This window comes from Bradyrhizobium huanghuaihaiense (assembly GCF_025200885.1).
Lineage (GTDB): Bacteria > Pseudomonadota > Alphaproteobacteria > Rhizobiales > Xanthobacteraceae > Bradyrhizobium > Bradyrhizobium huanghuaihaiense.
Genome location: NZ_CP104172.1, coordinates 8,701,478 through 8,717,269, shown reverse-complemented (window position 1 = coordinate 8,717,269; position 15,792 = coordinate 8,701,478). Strand labels below are relative to the sequence as shown.

The following is a 15,792-nucleotide window of genomic DNA, read 5'->3' as shown; positions in this document are numbered from 1 at the left end:
TCTGGCACAGGCGATATCGTTGGTCAAAGTCTGGAAATCGGCCAATCTATGGAAGGCGGTGCGCGAGCTCCACTGGAACGTTGAAAAAAATCGAATATGAAGCGGCGCGGCCCGAAAGAGTACGATCCGATTGGGTCAGCAGGTCAATCAGCAATCGGCCCAATTCCCAATAAAGGAGCTTCCTCGGAGGTGTTCGCGGCCTCTCATCAAACCTGATGAATGCCGATGGCACGAGCGTGCCGCCGTGTCGTTGGAAGCCCTAACGTGAGGGCGGCCACGTCAGGTTTTGGTAAGCCAGGCTTCCTATCAGCGCTGCTGGGCCTAACAGGCCTAAACTAGATGCGGAAATGTATGTCCGACGGGAGCACCAATCGCCATGTATAATCGGATCAATGGCTCGTCCTACTTCCAATCCTCTGACTTTGCCGAAATTGATGAGCAAATGGACGCAGACATCTTTGCGGATGCGTTCGCGAGTATGCGCTTAGCCGAATCTGGTTCCAGTAGCAGTTCATCTTCGGCAACAAGACCGTATTCGCTCGTCTCAACCCCTCCCATAATAGAGTTCAAAAATCGTCAGTTATTCCGAAAAGCCGCGGAGGCCTATCATGGTGACGAAATCATGAAAATCGCCGACAACCCCCAAGAGTATTCCGACTTCGTGTCCGGCAAGGCAAGGCGAACTGCAGAAGTTGCCAAAGACTACGGGCGAACCCGAGATTCCGAGAATGCGCGATACTTCAGCTACCAATTGGGCAACAAGAGTGTCGGACTTCTAAGAACGGAAGGCGGCGACAGCATGACCGAGTTCGACGTCAAAAGGTGGAAGAAGCTATTTCCTGGACGCCAAGGGACTACCTCTACTGTGGATCTTCAAGTCGTTCATCCGCTTGTCGAGAACGCTGGCGATATCCTGCTCGAGCACCAGCTTCGACTAGACGGAAAACAGCCGCTGCTCAATTTGCGTCCGGCTAATTCGGAAGCAAGAGCCCGTGCGGCAAAGATGGGATTCGTCGAGGTTGACGCCGACAACATGGTTCTCGACCCAGAGAAGTCAGACAAGTGGGTAAGGAATAGCGATGGCGAATGGCAGCGCAAAGGTACTGCTGCGCTGTATCTTTCCAAAGCTGACGACAGTGAGGGTAGTGATACCGAGATCTCAGCGAGCCCCTCAACATACGACTATGAGGATGATTTTATGTGACAATGGGATCACCGTTGGCCCGATGCAGTAGACCAATCTAGCGTGCTCCGGGCTCCTCTGTGTTGGAGAGCTCCTCTGAGTTGGCTCAGAATACTGTCCCCAGAGTGCTCCTTTGCTTAGCGGTTGCTGATCTGTTTGAGTCTTGGAAGTAGGGGCTCACTGCGCAAGGCAATCGTGACAATGCTCGCTGCGGCGAGGACCTGCATGGGGTGCCGCCAAAGTGCGCCCGGCCGCCAAGGGGCCGGGCGTGTTGTGCCGAGCCGTTGGACGGCTTGGAGCCAGAAGTCGTCTACAGATGACGCCTACGAAGTAGTAAGGGCGTGGGCGCCTGCCGTGAGTGGTGGGTAAGGAAATGCACAGCGAAGCGGCGCCCGATGGGCAAGACGGCTGGCGTGCGTCAACGGACATAACGACGCCGAGAGCACGATCATCGTTCAGGGCGCTTTCACCAGAAAAGCCTCAACAGAAGACGCGAGACGGTTGTCCTGGGTGAAGCTCCGTTATCATCGTCACTGCAGTCGGCTGCGAACAGCCAATCTCTTGCTTTGTCGATCGCTCTCGGCCAGCTCCGCTCTGCAATGGAATATATAGAAACGATCCAGGCGAGTTAAGAAGGGCTTAGGGTCGTCGATTGCTTTAGATGAGCATTACGTTGAACGTCGATCCGCAGAATGAGTCGAGCTGGCGTGCCCTTCCAGCACTCGCAGCCATAAGGTTGTTCTGCACCAATGTTGCCGCCCGACGATGGTCGCTAAAGTATCGACAAGGCGACAATTGGCCTCTCGCTCACTTGGTCTTAGAGCAAGTAGCATCTTTGACTCGAAGAGGTTGATCGGCGGCGAGATCGACGCGTGGAGCGTTTAGATCGGACATCAACCCAAGCCGCAGGTTGATTGCATCAGATGTCGCGCCGGCCGTCATACGCGTTCAGTGCGGTGTCGAGGCATTCGATTAACGCTTGTCCTGCAAAGGGTTTGGCGAGGAAGCCAATCGCGCCGGCGCCCAGCGCTGACGCGCGCACGCGGTCGTTGGGGAAAGCAGTGATGAAAATGAATGGCGCGTCGTAACCACGTGTCCGCATCTCTGCCAACAGCTCCAAGCCGCTCATAGCCGACATCTGCACATCGGTAATGACACAGGATGTCTCGTCCAATTGCGGGGACCTCAGGAGTTCCTCGGCCGACGCAAATATTTGGGCGATGTAGCCACGCGATCTCAAAAGATTCTCTGTCGCCGCACGGACTGAGGCGTCGTCGTCAACGACGGAAATCAAAGGCGTGGACAAGACGAGCCCTCCTGACGCGGGAATAGCGGCTGCAAGCATTAGCCACCTTCGGCGAAAAGTGGGCTCGACTGATGAAATTGTAAAATCATACTTGGGTTTGTTCAGGACGATTAGCGCGAATTCCCAGCGTCTCAGTCATCCTGATCAAGTCGGCCAGCGACCGTGCACGCATTTTTTTCATTACGTGTCCTCGGTAGATCTTGACCGTAATCTCGGCGAGCCCAAGCTCGGCGGCTACCTGCTTGTTCATCAGGCCGGCAGCGACCAGTTTCATCACCGCCTGCTCGCGCGGGCTTAAGGTCTCAAATAGAGACTGCAGGTTCGCGACCGTCTGCTGAGCCTCCCGTCTTTTGCGATCGCGTTCGGTCGCCGCAACCACGGCATCAAGCAGTTCCTGATCGCGAAACGGTTTGCTGAGAAAATCGACCGCTCCTTCCTTCATGGCCCTGACGGTCATGGGAATGTCGCCATGGCCCGTAATGAAAATGATTGGAATATGTATGTTCAACCTCGCTAGCTCGGTCTGGTAGTCAAGGCCGCTCAAGCCTGGCAGCCGGACATCAAGAACTAGACAGCTAATAACGTCCGGGATTGTGCTCTGCAGCATTTCGCGGGCCGATCCGAATGCAATGACGTCTAACCCTACCGATTGAAAAAGGTTCGTAAGCGAGCGACGCATGGAGATGTCATCCTCGACGACGAAGACGATCGCCTTTGTCGAGGCCTTGGCGTTGCTGCCTTCACCTGGCGTGTCAAATCGTCCTGTCACGAGACGGCCTCCTTATGCAGCGGCAGGGCGAACTGGAAGGTCGCGCCCGGTCCATCTTTGTGGACCATTGACAGCCGTCCGCCATGAGCTTCCACGATCGACCGGCAGATCGAAAGACCCATTCCAAGACCACTCGATTTGGTGGTGAAGAAGGGATCCAAGAGGCGGTCCGCGTCGTTCTCGGCGACGCCGACGCCGCAATCGGTCACGGCAATCTGGACGTGCCCCAGATCGTCTTTTGACGATTGAATCAGCAGTTCGCGCGTCCGGTCTGTAACCGCGTCCATGGCTTCGATTCCGTTCATCACCAGATTGATGATCACCTGTTGTAGCTGAATCCGGTCGCCGAGGATCGTAGGCAGCCCTGCGGCCAACTCGGTTCGTAACGTCACTCGGTGGCTCACCAGCTCTCGTGTTACCAGCGCAATGACGTCCTTAACGACCTCATTGATATCGAGCGGCACCATCTCAATCTCGCCTTTCTTCGCGAGTGCGCGAACACGACGGATCACCTCGCTTGCCCGGATTGCGTCTTCGATGATCCACTCCACCGAAGAGCGCGCGGCGGAAAGATTAGGAGCTTCGCGATCCATCCAACCGAGGCAGGCATCGGCGTTGCTGATAATAGCGGCGAGTGGCTGGTTTATTTCGTGGGCGATGGAAGTCGTCAGCTCTCCTAACGTCGTTACACGCGTCACATGCGCAAGCTCCGCCTGTGCCTTTCGTAGTTCTTGTTCGGCTTGATCGGCGCGAATGGTGGCGGTGATGTCAGTGCTGACGCCACGGTAGCCGAGAAAATTGCCCTTTCCATCGAAAAAAGGCTTGCCACTCGTGCGGACGTAGATCGGAGATCCTGTCCGATTCACGGTACGGTAGACGAGATCTCGAAACGGAAGATGGGCTTCCAACGTCGCCCGATGCTGCCGCCACTTCTCGGGTTCCTCTTCGACGTCGCAGGCAATGTCCCAGCGAAGAAGGCCCATCAATCCTGTCGCCAAGATTCCCGCAGCGCTGGTGTGCTCGGACAAGTGAGTGACCTGATGATCCGGCCCAGTCTCCCAGAGCCAGTCGGAAGCTGTCTCGGCGTAGTCGCGAAAGCGCTGCTCGCTTTCGCGCAGCGCAGCAAGTGTGTTTTCCAGGCGTTCCCTAGCTGCGTGTTGCTCGGTGACATCCATATGTGTTCCGATCAGCTCGCTGACGTTACCATCGCTGCCGACCACCACGTGCGCAACGGAGTGTATGCGTCTTATCCCGCCATCTGGTAGAAGGATACGAAAATCATACTCGAACCGCTCCGCCTCGTGTTCAATCGCCTGGCGCTGCACCTCCTGTAGCCGCGGCAAGTCCTCGGGATGGATGCGCGATCGAATGGTCTCTATCGATACCGGCTCTTGTGGGCTAAAGCCAAACAGACGATCGACCTCGGCGGAGCGATATACGAAATCTCGACGGTAGACGTCCCAGGACCAACTGCCCGTGTGACTGAGATGCTGGGCTTCGGCCAGATAGGCCTCGCTCCGGCGCAGCTGCTGTTCTGCTCGCCTCGCCGCTGTAACATCCGTAGCTGCTCCAACAAACTCGATGTCACCAGAGGCTGTCCTCGTCGCTCGTGCCTGCGCATGAATGTGCTTTACCGAGCCGTCCGGTAGCAGAAGCCGGTATTCGTGCTCGAAATCGCTCGGGTCTCGCATCGCGCGATCGATAATTTCTCTAACCGAAGCCCTATCATCTGGATGAGTGCGCTCAACGACGAGCTGCGGTCCCGGTGGCACTGTCTGAGGATCTAATTGGAAAATCCGAAATGTTTCCTTTGACCAGAAGGCCTCGCCCGTAGTGGGGTTCCAGCTGAAGCTTCCCGTGTGACTCAACTCCTGCGCCTGGGCTAAATGTGCTTCGCTCCGCTGCAGGGCAAGTTCGGTCCGCCTTCGCTGCGTGATATCTTCGCAGGCGATAAGGATAATGGGCTGCTCATTCGCCCAGAGCATGGCTTTGGCGTTTTCACGTACCCACAACACCGAGCCGTCCTTCCTGACTTTCTGGACGTCCCACGTGCGCGTTTGTCCGATATCCTCAAGGCACGTCCGAACGCATTCGCGAACGAACGCGCGATCCGCCTCGAGAAATACGTCCAGCACCGATCGACCGATCAGTTCAGCGCGAGCATAGCCGAGTTGTGTCGCGCCGAGCGTATTGACGTTGAGGACAGTGCCGGCTTCATCGACCATGAAATACATGGCCGGATTGTGCTCGAAGATGGCGCGCCACCGTCTTTCGCGATCCTCCAAATCGGCCGCACTCCGCTGAAGCTTGGCCGCAACCACACGCGCAGCCTCTCTTTCCTGGCGCAGCTTTCCGATCAGGTGCGCTCCGACAATCGAGGCAATAAAGAATGCAACAACCACCGGCAAATCTTGGGGGTCATCGATTCGCAGGCTGAACGCCGGCGGCGCAAAGTAGTAAGCGAGAGCAGCGATGGCTACGATGCAAAGCGCGGACGACGCGATGAAGCTGCCCATCAACGAAAACAGCAATACCACTAACAAATAGGCGAACGCCGTCGCGGCGAAATGCGCGTAAAGGTACAAGCAAGACAGTGTTACAACCGCCAGCGTTATGGAGCCGAAGGTGAACTGAGTGGCTGAGCGTTTTAAACTGCTGATCTGGCTACGCATTTTGATACCGTCCGGCCTGTTCTCCGGCGGGAGAGCTATAACATTTTAGGCAAAAATGGGGCAATACTCGGCACCAGCACCCGCTGTGAGCGGTTCCGAGATCGATTGCTTGCTGAACTAAGCACGCGCGAAGAAAAAACGCATCACAGACATACGTATAGCTGTCCTAAACCTTTCAATATGGCGCGCTGACACGCCTGGAATGGAAGCTGAGATGTCTGCTTTCCTCCGCTGCCGATAACCTCCGGGCAGGCGCTTGAGGTTGCAGCCGAGGACAACCCCCTTGCGCCGGCCGGACGAGGACAGCGGCTGCAGTTTGGTCAAGACGTTGAACCGAAACAATCAGGCGCGCCTCGCCAAACCGGAAAGATCAGGGACAAGCTGCCGGACGATTCATCTCGCCGTTACGATCGGTATGCGGAAGAAAGCGCAATCGTCATGTGCCGAGATACGAAGGTGAAGTTACCCGACTGCCTTGTATGCCTTAGGGCCATTACGCCTAGGTGAGAGGACTTGTCTCCGGTTAGCCGGTGAGCGCGCGCCAACGACGCCGAACCGACACTAGCCGTGTGCGAGCCGCCATGGCTCCGTCGAGGTACCATCTAATCCATGCTGATCACACCCATCACGATTTAATGCGGCAGCGCGGACCGTAACAAGGGATGACGAGTTGCTCAGCAAGATCGCTACCACGTCGTTGGTTGGGCGAGGTCAGTGCAATGACCGCGCACATTGGCAATTGTAGGCGGACCAACACCTAGGTCGTCAGGTGCACCGTTCTGTCGCAGTCCCATTATCTGGGACGGCAAAATGTTGCAGAAACGTTCAGATGGCCGGGAGCTTGACAGCTAAAGACGCCCTTGAAAATGACTGTTAAAAATCTCCTACTCTTTTGCTCGGGTGGCAGCTTTTCAGGGTGGCTGCCGGGACGCGACGCGGAGCAAGGGCCTGCGCACTGGAATCATCGTGCGTCGATAGTGGTGGAAACGTTGCGCTGGTTGAGCCGAGCCTGCAGCGTCGCGTGCTCGAGCTCGTCCTCCCACCAGGATATGAACACGGCGGCGATGCCATTGCCGGTGATGTTAGTAAGGGCGCGCACCTCGCTCATGAACTTATCGATTGAAAACACGATTGCCATGCCCGGCACCAGCGCTGGGTTGACCACCGACAACGTCGCAGCGAGCGTGATGAAGCCCGCGCCGGTGACGCCGCTTGCTCCCTTCGACGTTAGCATTGCAACGAGCAGGATCGTGAGCTGCTGGCCAAAGGTGAGCTCGACCCCGAGTGCCTGGGCAATGAACAATGTCGCAAGTGTCATATAGATATTGGTGCCGTCGAGGTTGAAGGAGTAGCCAGTTGGCACAACTAGGCCGACCACGGGCTTGGAGCAGCCCAGCCGTTCGAGCTTCTCCATTAATTGCGGCAGCGCGCTTTCAGAGGACGAAGTGCCGAGCACGATCAGTATCTCGTCCTTGATATAGACAATGAACTTGAAGATTGAAAAGCCGACGAGGCGCGCGATCAAACCGAGCACCACCACGACAAATAGCGCCGCAGTCGCGTAAAACAGCGCGATCAGAGCGATCAAATTGCCGAGTGCTGCCGGCCCGAACTTGCCGACGGTGAAGGCCATGGCGCCGAAGGCGCCGATCGGAGCCGCTTTCATGATGATAGCGATTACGCCGAACACCGCGTGCGCGACGTCGTCGATCATGCCGCGCAGCCGCTCCCCACGCTTTCCCAGCGCCATCAACGAAAAGCCGAATAGAATCGCGAACAAGAGAACCTGCAGAACATCGCCACGAGCGAAGGCGCCGACCATGGTGTCGGGAATGATGTTGAGAAAGAAATCGACGGTCTTCGAGGCTTCCGCCTGCTTCACGTAATTGGCGACCGCCGCAGCATCCGGCTTGACCGCAAGGCCATGGCCGATTTGGACCAGATTGCCCATAACAAGGCCCAACAGCAAGGCAAAGCTGGAGACGATCTCGAAATAGACCAGCGCCTTGACGCCGACGCGTCCGACTTTCTTCGCATCCTGAATATGCGCAATACCGGATGTGACGGTGCAGAAAATAATCGGCGCGATCACCATCTTGATGAGCTTGATAAATCCGTCACCGAGCGCCTTGACCCAGTCGTTGGTCGCGACGGACGGCCATAGGCAGCCGACCATGGCGCCAATCATGATCGCAATCAGCACCTGCACGTAGAGAATCTTATACCAAGTTTGCGGCGCGCGCGCTGGCGCCGCAGTTGACATGGTGGTCATGACGCTTCCTTCCCGAATATGCTCGAGTGTGAGCCGCCGCGTCTTTGAGAGGCGACAGCGTCATACGAGACTCATTTTCAGCCGTGTGCGATTGAAGACGGTTCCGAGAGTCGGCGCGTCGTTCCAAAGGCAGGCGAGTTGCGTTTATCCTTTCTCTTAAGCAAGATCTGCACCAGATGCCAAAATGCGCAGACTAAGCAGTGGCGGACAAACCGTCTGTCTCCGGCGGCATCGGTTTGAGTGCTCGGACCGCGTTCGCAAGGTCGAACAAAAAAGGTCCAGCGTGACTCCTAACTTGATCGGCTGGGCGCATTAGCGGAGTCACGTCTGGGCCGCGAAGCCCTAGCGTGATCGATATGCGCCGACTGCTGAGATGGATGCAACAGTACGTGACATCGGTAAAATTCATAGTTTGGATTGTAGGCATTTACGCGATGGAAGCCTGGCTTAGGAACTCGATTGCGCGGAAGAATCTTTGATCGATGCACTGCATTGTCGCCAACGGCAAAGCTCGTTCGCGACGGGGCATTGTCTCCAGGCCTGTGCTAGCGATGCGCATTAAGCAGACGGCCTTCGCTCTCGGCTCCTCGTGCCTTTTGTCGCGTCGCAGAAGCAGCGTTACGATGATTTCTCAGCTAGATCGTTCCCGTTACTGCCAAACGGCAGTCTTGCTGAGATCCGTTGCATTGCCAGCGTGGCGAGTGCGGCGGTTGAGCCATCGACGAATCAAACAGGCATCATGAGGGCGTCAAAAAAGCTACCCCTTCGTTGCGGGGCGTGTCGCTGTCTGCTCGGGAACAAAAATGCCTGAAATCTGATAGGGCGTTAGGTTCACGCCACATTGATGTGGGCGTCTATGCGAATTTCGGACGTTGAGCATAGAGCGCGCGACAGTTCGCACGCGGCACAGGAATTGCTGATGACGAACGAGGAGCTTCCGCCGTCAGATAGATGGAAGTGGCCCAGTCGCAGGAGTTGCCGATGAGTATTGCGATGCTGCTGTTGCTCGCAGAAGCGACGCGCGTGAATGTGGCGGCCGCCACGAAGTGCCGCGCGACTAAAGGGCGATCTGCGCCACATCGCTGGATGAGCCGGACGTGCAGGCGATCACTGTGCCGACACGGCGACCTGCTCGGACTGTTGGGCTGACCCACATGGATGTCTTTTCGGCAGAGATTTCGCAATCGGTTGCGCTCACGATTGAGCTCGCCAGCGTGACGACCGTGATCCTCCTCCTGATTGGTGTGCCCCTCGCTTGGTGGCTGGCGCGCTCAAGGACTCTTTTGAGCGAGGCGGTGGCGACGATGATCGCCCTACCGCTAGTGCTACCGCCGACGGCTCTCGGTTTTTGCGTACTCGTGTTGCTCGGCCCAAACGGACCGGGTGGCGTTCTCGCCTCTTTGTGGGGCGAGCGCACGCTCGCTTTTACCTTCGCGGGAATCGTGATCGGATCGGTCCTCTCGGCGCTGCCGTTGGTGGTGCAACCGATCCGTAACGCCTTTGTTGCGATAGGCGATCGCCCATTGAAAGCTACGGGACGCGTTTCGTCGTTGTATACCTTCATTACCATCAGCGGGCCGCTGGCGCGACTGGAGTTTGTTAAAGCCGCCGTGGTTGGCTTCTCTCATACGATCGGCACATTCGGCGTCGTGATGATGATCGGCGGCAACATTCCTGGGCGCACCAAGGTGTTGTCAGCCTACGTCGTAGACTACGTCCAAGCGTCGCGCTGGCGCGAGGCGAGTGTGATTGCCGGCGGTATGGTGATGTTCGCGTTTGCGGCGATCTTCACCTTAGCCCTCATCGACAAATACTGTGCCAAGAGAGGCATTGAACCGTCTTAGGCTTGCCGGTCGGACATATCCGATCACGACCGATGAGCGAATCTATCCATCCTTGCGAGGCTACAATGAAAAAGCTTGTTACGGCCGCGGCGGCTGCTGGAATCGGCTTCAATTCAGTGCACTCCGCGCCTCTGCCTGAAGCGACGGCCGATGATGTTGGCGTTTCTCAGCAGCGCCTCGCCAAGCTAGACGAGTTCTTCGCTCGCGAGATCGCGAGTAAACGCGTGCCGGGCGCGGTGGTTGCAATCGCCAGAGACGGCAAGCTGATCCACTACAAGGCGTACGGGCAACTCGATCCTGCGAAAGGAAAATCGATGCCGCTCGATGCGATGTTCGCGCTTGCGTCTATGACCAAACCGATGGTGGCCGTTGCCGGGCTTATCCTCATGGAGCAAGGTCACCTGCCTCTACAGGCGAGGCTTACGGATTACTACCCGGAATTCGCAAACATGAAGGTGGGAGTGCCGCTGCCAGACGGCTCATTAGAATTTCAAACGCAGAGTTCTCCGATCTACATCCACGATCTATATCGCCACACATCTGGGCTGACCTATGGCGCGCCCCCCGACAGCTCAGACCAAGTGGCGCGTCTCTATCCCGATTTCGCCGCTCCGCCACTAAGGGGCGATAAGCAGGCGTTCATCGAAGCCATTACCAAGCTGCCGCTAGCGCACCAACCGGGGACGGAATTCGAATACGGCTTCTCGACCGATGTGCTGGGAGCTGTCGTGGAACAGGTCAGCGAACGACGATTGGGCGACTATCTGGCCAGCAACCTTTGGAAGCCGACCGGAATGCAGGATGCCACTTTCCATTTGTCGGAATCGCAACGCGAGCATCCATTTCCAGACGACCCGCTGACAGGAAAGCCACAAGAAATCGAGCTCCTCGAAATTCCGACGAAATTTGACTGCGGGGGAGCCTGCGCATTTGCGACAGTCGGTGACTACGTGCGCTTTGGACAAATGCTGCTCAACGGCGGGGAGCTCGATGGGCAGCGCATTCTCGGTCCGAAGACGGTGCGCCACATGATCTCCGACCACCTCGGGCCAGAGATCAAGAATAAGGTCGCCAATGTGGAGCCGCACCGTGCCGGCTTCGGCTTCGGGCTCGGAGTGGCCGTACGCATAAACGAGGGTCTCTCGGCGGTTCCGGGCAATCCAGGTGAGTTCACCTGGACCGGCGCCTACGGGACACAATTTTTCTGCGACCCAAAGGAGCATCTCGTCGTGGTGGTCGGAACGGCAGCGCCCGGAGAAATCCGGAAGTATTACCGCGAACAGGTCCAGTATATCGTCTATGCTGCAATAATCCGATAATCCGCTTCCCGTCGAAAGGCGCGATCAACCGTTTTGTTTTGTGGTAGACAGTGTTGCTGCTATCCATCGATGTCGACTGAAAGCCGGCGCCGTCACCTGCTATCCGGGTCGGCGGAATCGCGCTAGTGCTTCAATAACGAGCTCACCTCCGCTATCGCGAAGACGCTCTTGCAAGCGGGTTGGTGTCGCCATGCGCCAAGACGATCGCGCATTGCTATCGATCGGCTCGCGCGATGAACGTTCCTGTGATAGCTCTGAACGTCCAGGCTCTCGCCCAAGATACTGCAGCGATGCGGTGCGGCGCGCCCCTTTGAATCGAACGCAGATCGGATCGATCAGACCTAAAAAGCGAACGCTGCGTGCGCATCGGGGCTCACATTGCGGCTTCTCTTCGTCGCTCGACAGCCGCTCTGGGTGCGGGCTGCTTGCGCAGTTGCGACTACGAGTTGGCTTTAACGCCCCATTGGTCAGCAATCGGCAAGTCTGATTGAGACTGGGGGCCAGTGCGGTCCCCGTCAACTGCACCCATTCTATTCAACAGTCGGCATGCCGCGTCAGTGTCGCGGTCGTGCAAGAGCGAGCATGACATGGTCACCGTGCAGTGGTGAACCATCGTGCTGCTCTGTTGAAGTGCTCACATCGACGTCCAAAACCCGACACGAATAGCATGACAGATCAATGGCGCGGGTTGTGGCTCGCTGGCTGGTTTCGACTGTCCGCAAAGCCAGAAGCGGTGGCGTGCCATCTGTCGCGTGTTTCGGTTCGCTGGCTTGTTTCTTGCTAAACGTCAGTAATTCGTTACGGCCGACGACCCTCACATGGAAGGCTTAATGGGTGGTGCAACAGAAACGTTTTACAGCGTGATCAGACGTCAGGGTATCACGCGTCGTAGTTTCCACAAATTCTGCAGTTTGACTGCCGCGAGCTTGGGACTTAGTCCGCTCGCCGCAGTCAGTATTGCCAATGCCCTGGAGACCAAACCGCGTGTGCCCGTCATCTGGCTGCACGGGCTCGAGTGCACCTGCTGCTCGGAAAGCTTTATCCGCTCGGCCCATCCCTTGATCAAGGACGCGCTGCTGTCGATGATATCGCTCGACTATGACGATACAATCATGGCGGCGGCAGGACACCAGGCCGAAGCCATCCTGGAGGAAACTCGTGCCAAGTACAAAGGCAGGTATGTGCTCGCCGTCGAAGGCAATCCGCCGCTGAACGAGGGTGGCATGTTCTGCATTGACGGCGGCAAGCCGTTCGTTGAAAAGCTCAGGTCCATGGCGGAAGAGTCCGTGGCGGTCATCGCTTGGGGCACGTGCGCGTCCTGGGGATGCGTGCAAGCGGCCAAGCCCAATCCGACGGGCGCGGTGCCGATCCATAAGGTGATCACTAACAAGCCGATCATCAAGGTGCCAGGGTGCCCTCCTATCGCAGAGATCATGAGTGGCCTCGTGACATTTATGACCACGTTCGGAAAGCTTCCGGAGCTCGATCGCCATGGGCGTCCAAGTATGTTCTATTCCGAGCGGATTCACGACAAGTGCTATCGGCGTTCCCATTTCGACGCTGGCCAATTCGTCGAAAAGTGGGACGATAAGTACGCACGCAAGGGCTATTGCCTGTACAAGATGGGCTGCAAGGGGCCCACCACCTACAATGCCTGTTCTGCCATTCGGTGGAACGGCGGCATTTCATTTCCGATTCAATCCGGCCACGGCTGCTTCGGCTGCTCCGAAGACGGCTTCTGGGATAAGGGGTCATTTTACGACCGCCTCACAACCATCAAGGAGTTCGGCATCGAGGCGAACGCCGACCAGATCGGCATGGCCGCTGCCGGCGCAGTTGGGCTAACCGTCGCTGCCCACGCGGCGGTCACCGCCGCGAAGCGGTTGACCCACAACCGGGATCGCGCAGCCCACAAAAGCAAACCGAGTTGAGGAGAGGGCGACGGTGGCCGTCCAGACACCGAATGGGTTCAATCTCGATCGTTCCGGCAGGCGAATCGTCATCGATCCGCTGACGCGGATCGAAGGCCACCTGCGTGTCGAAGCAAATCTCGATTCAGACAATGTGATCCGCAATGCGGTCTCCAGCGGGACGATGTGGCGTGGCATCGAAGTTATCCTGCGCGGGCGCGATCCGCGCGACGCCTGGGCGTTCACCGAGCGGATTTGCGGTGTATGCACCGGCACCCATGCGCTCACCTCTGTGCGCGCGGTTGAAAATGCACTAGGAATCGCGATTCCGGAGAATGCCAATTCGATCCGCAACATCATGCAGTTGTGCCTGCTCGTGCATGATCACCTCGTACATTTCTATCACCTGCACGCGCTGGATTGGGTCGACGTGGTCTCCGCGCTCAAGGCTGATCCCAAGTCGACTTCCGCGCTCGCGCAGTCTATCTCGCCTTGGCCGCTGTCGTCCCCTGGCTATTTTAAGGATTTGCAGATCCGGCTCAACAAATTCTTCGGATCAGGGCAACTCGGTCCGTTCAAGAACGGCTATTGGGGGCATCCGGCCTACAAGCTGCCACCGGAAGCGAACCTGATGGCTGTAGCGCATTATCTGGAAGCGCTCGACTTCCAGAAGGAGATCGTCAAGATCCAAGCTATCTATGGTGGCAAGAACCCGCATCCGAATTGGCTGGTCGGCGGCGTGCCCTGCGCGATCAACATCGACGGAACTGGTGCGGTGGGTGCGATCAATATGGAGCGATTGAACATCGTGTCCTCGATCGTCGACCGTTCGATCGAGTTTGTCGAACAGGTCTACCTGCCCGACATTGCCGCGATCTGCTCGTTCTATAAGGACTGGCTCCATGGTGGCGGACTTTCGAGCAAAAGCGTGATGTCCTATGGCGACATCCCCGAAAACGCAAATGACTGTTCCGCCAAAAGCCTCAAGCTGCCGCGCGGGGTCATTCTTGGTGGCAATCTCAAGGAGATACTGCCGATCGACCATGGTGATCCCGAGCAGATCCAGGAATTCGTCGCGCATTCATGGTATAAATACCCCAGCGATTGCTGTGGACTGCATCCCTGGGACGGTATCACCGAGCCTAGTTTTGAACTTGGGCCAAAACTCAAAGGCAGCAAGACAGATATCAAGGAACTCGACGAGGGCGGCAAGTATTCCTGGATCAAAGCGCCGCGCTGGCGCGGCCACGCCGTGGAGGTCGGGCCGTTAGCGCGATACATCATCGGGTATGCGCAAAACAAAACCGAGTTCAAGGAGCCCGCCGAGAGACTGCTCAAGGGGCTCAATCTTCCCTTGACTGCGCTGTTCTCAACGCTTGGCCGTACTGCGGCGCGGGCGCTCGAATGCCAGTGGGCGGCGCATCAGATGCGTTATTTTCAGGATAAGCTGGTAGTCCACATCAAGGCGGGCAATACGGCAACTGCCGATGTCAGCAGGTGGAAGCCGGAAACCTGGCGCAAGGAGGCCAAGGGCTATGGGTTCACTGAGGCGCCGCGCGGTGCGCTTGGGCACTGGATCAAGATCAAGGACGCCAAGATCGACAATTATCAATGTGTTGTGCCGACGACGTGGAACGGATCTCCTCGCGATCCCAAGGGCAATATTGGCGCTTTTGAAGCCTCCCTGATCGGTACCCCGATGGCCGATCCGCAGCGGCCCCTGGAGATCTTGCGTACGATCCATTCCTTTGATCCGTGCTTGGCTTGCTCGACCCACGTGATGAGTCCTGAGGGCCAGGAAATGGCTTCAGTCAATGTTCGTTAGGGGCAAGCCGGACAGGGCTCGGAAGCTCCTTGCCGCCGTCGATCCGGCACCGACTGAACGCTGCATCGACGGTGGCATCGCCTGCGCGCCGGTGCGACTGTGGCATTGGGTCAATGCCGCGGCCATTCTGATACTGAGTTTAACCGGCTATCTCATTGGAACCGGGACACCGGCGATGTCGGGGGAGGCAACCGGCAATTTCCTGTTCGGCTATATCCGCTTTGCTCATTTATCGGCGGGATATGTGCTCAGTATCGGCTTTCTTCTGCGGATCTACTGGGCTTTAAAGGGAAATGCGCATACCATGCAGATCTTTTGGGTGCCGCTCTGGCGCAGCTGCTTTTGGCGCGAGGTGTACCAGGAGATTCGCTCGTATGCGTTCCTTACAGTTGAGCCCGAGAGGCGCGTCGGGCGCAACCGTCTCGCTCAGCTCGCAATGTTCTTCATGTTTACGCAGACGATCACGTTCATGGTCGTCACAGGGTTTGCACTTTATGGGCAAGGTGCAGGTACTGACAGCTGGCAGTACAAGCTGTTCAGCTGGGTATTTTCAATTTGGCCGAACAGTCAGGACGTCCATACCTGGCATCATCTCGGCCTGTGGGTGATCGTGACCTTTGCGCTGGTCCACATCTACGCGGTGATCCGGGAAGACACATGTCGCCCAGGAGCATCTGATCTATAATTTCGGG

At 57.2% G+C, this 15,792-nt stretch carries 10 protein-coding genes; 6 read left to right on the top strand and 4 right to left on the bottom strand.

The window, feature by feature from the left end; translation table 11 throughout:
- Positions 1-376 precede the first annotated feature (376 nt).
- Positions 377-1,204: an Effector protein NopP gene (locus N2603_RS40700; RefSeq protein WP_260386615.1), complete on the top strand. Its 828-nt coding sequence runs from the start codon at positions 377-379 to the stop codon at positions 1,202-1,204.
- Positions 1,205-2,102: 898 nt separating this feature from the next.
- On the opposite strand, the gene N2603_RS40695 is transcribed toward N2603_RS40700, so the two are convergent.
- From N2603_RS40695 to dctA, 4 genes are all read right to left on the bottom strand, one after another.
- Positions 2,103-2,528: a response regulator transcription factor gene (locus N2603_RS40695; RefSeq protein ID WP_156951643.1), complete on the bottom strand. Its 426-nt coding sequence runs from the start codon at positions 2,526-2,528 to the stop codon at positions 2,103-2,105.
- Between the two features lie 46 nt (positions 2,529-2,574).
- Entirely contained in the window at positions 2,575-3,258 is a 684-nt protein-coding gene (locus N2603_RS40690; protein WP_260386614.1) for a response regulator transcription factor, read from the bottom strand.
- Positions 3,255-5,930, bottom strand: coding sequence for a PAS domain S-box protein (locus N2603_RS40685; RefSeq protein ID WP_260386613.1), 2,676 nt, complete (start codon positions 5,928-5,930; stop codon positions 3,255-3,257). Before N2603_RS40685 ends, N2603_RS40690 begins: the two co-directional genes overlap by 4 nt.
- A gap of 961 nt (positions 5,931-6,891) precedes the next feature.
- Positions 6,892-8,202: a C4-dicarboxylate transporter DctA gene (dctA, locus tag N2603_RS40680; protein WP_260386612.1), complete on the bottom strand. Its 1,311-nt coding sequence runs from the start codon at positions 8,200-8,202 to the stop codon at positions 6,892-6,894.
- A gap of 1,154 nt (positions 8,203-9,356) precedes the next feature.
- Here dctA and N2603_RS40675 point away from each other — a divergent pair.
- The 5 genes from N2603_RS40675 (at position 9,357) to cybH (ending at position 15,785) form a co-directional block, all read left to right on the top strand.
- On the top strand, positions 9,357-10,046 hold the full coding sequence (locus N2603_RS40675) for a molybdate ABC transporter permease subunit (protein WP_197958108.1): 690 nt from the start codon (positions 9,357-9,359) through the stop codon (positions 10,044-10,046).
- 65 nt (positions 10,047-10,111) lie between these two features.
- Positions 10,112-11,365 (top strand): serine hydrolase domain-containing protein, encoded by a 1,254-nt coding sequence (locus N2603_RS40670; RefSeq protein ID WP_260386611.1) that lies wholly within the window; start codon positions 10,112-10,114, stop codon positions 11,363-11,365.
- Between the two features lie 830 nt (positions 11,366-12,195).
- Positions 12,196-13,296, top strand: coding sequence for a hydrogenase small subunit (locus tag N2603_RS40665; RefSeq protein ID WP_260386610.1), 1,101 nt, complete (start codon positions 12,196-12,198; stop codon positions 13,294-13,296).
- 13 nt (positions 13,297-13,309) lie between these two features.
- Positions 13,310-15,100: a nickel-dependent hydrogenase large subunit gene (locus N2603_RS40660; protein ID WP_260386609.1), complete on the top strand. Its 1,791-nt coding sequence runs from the start codon at positions 13,310-13,312 to the stop codon at positions 15,098-15,100.
- Positions 15,090-15,785, top strand: a complete 696-nt coding sequence (cybH, locus tag N2603_RS40655; protein ID WP_425248958.1) for a Ni/Fe-hydrogenase, b-type cytochrome subunit — start codon at positions 15,090-15,092, stop codon at positions 15,783-15,785. The genes N2603_RS40660 and cybH overlap by 11 nt, the downstream gene beginning before the upstream one ends.
- Positions 15,786-15,792: the final 7 nt, after the last annotated feature.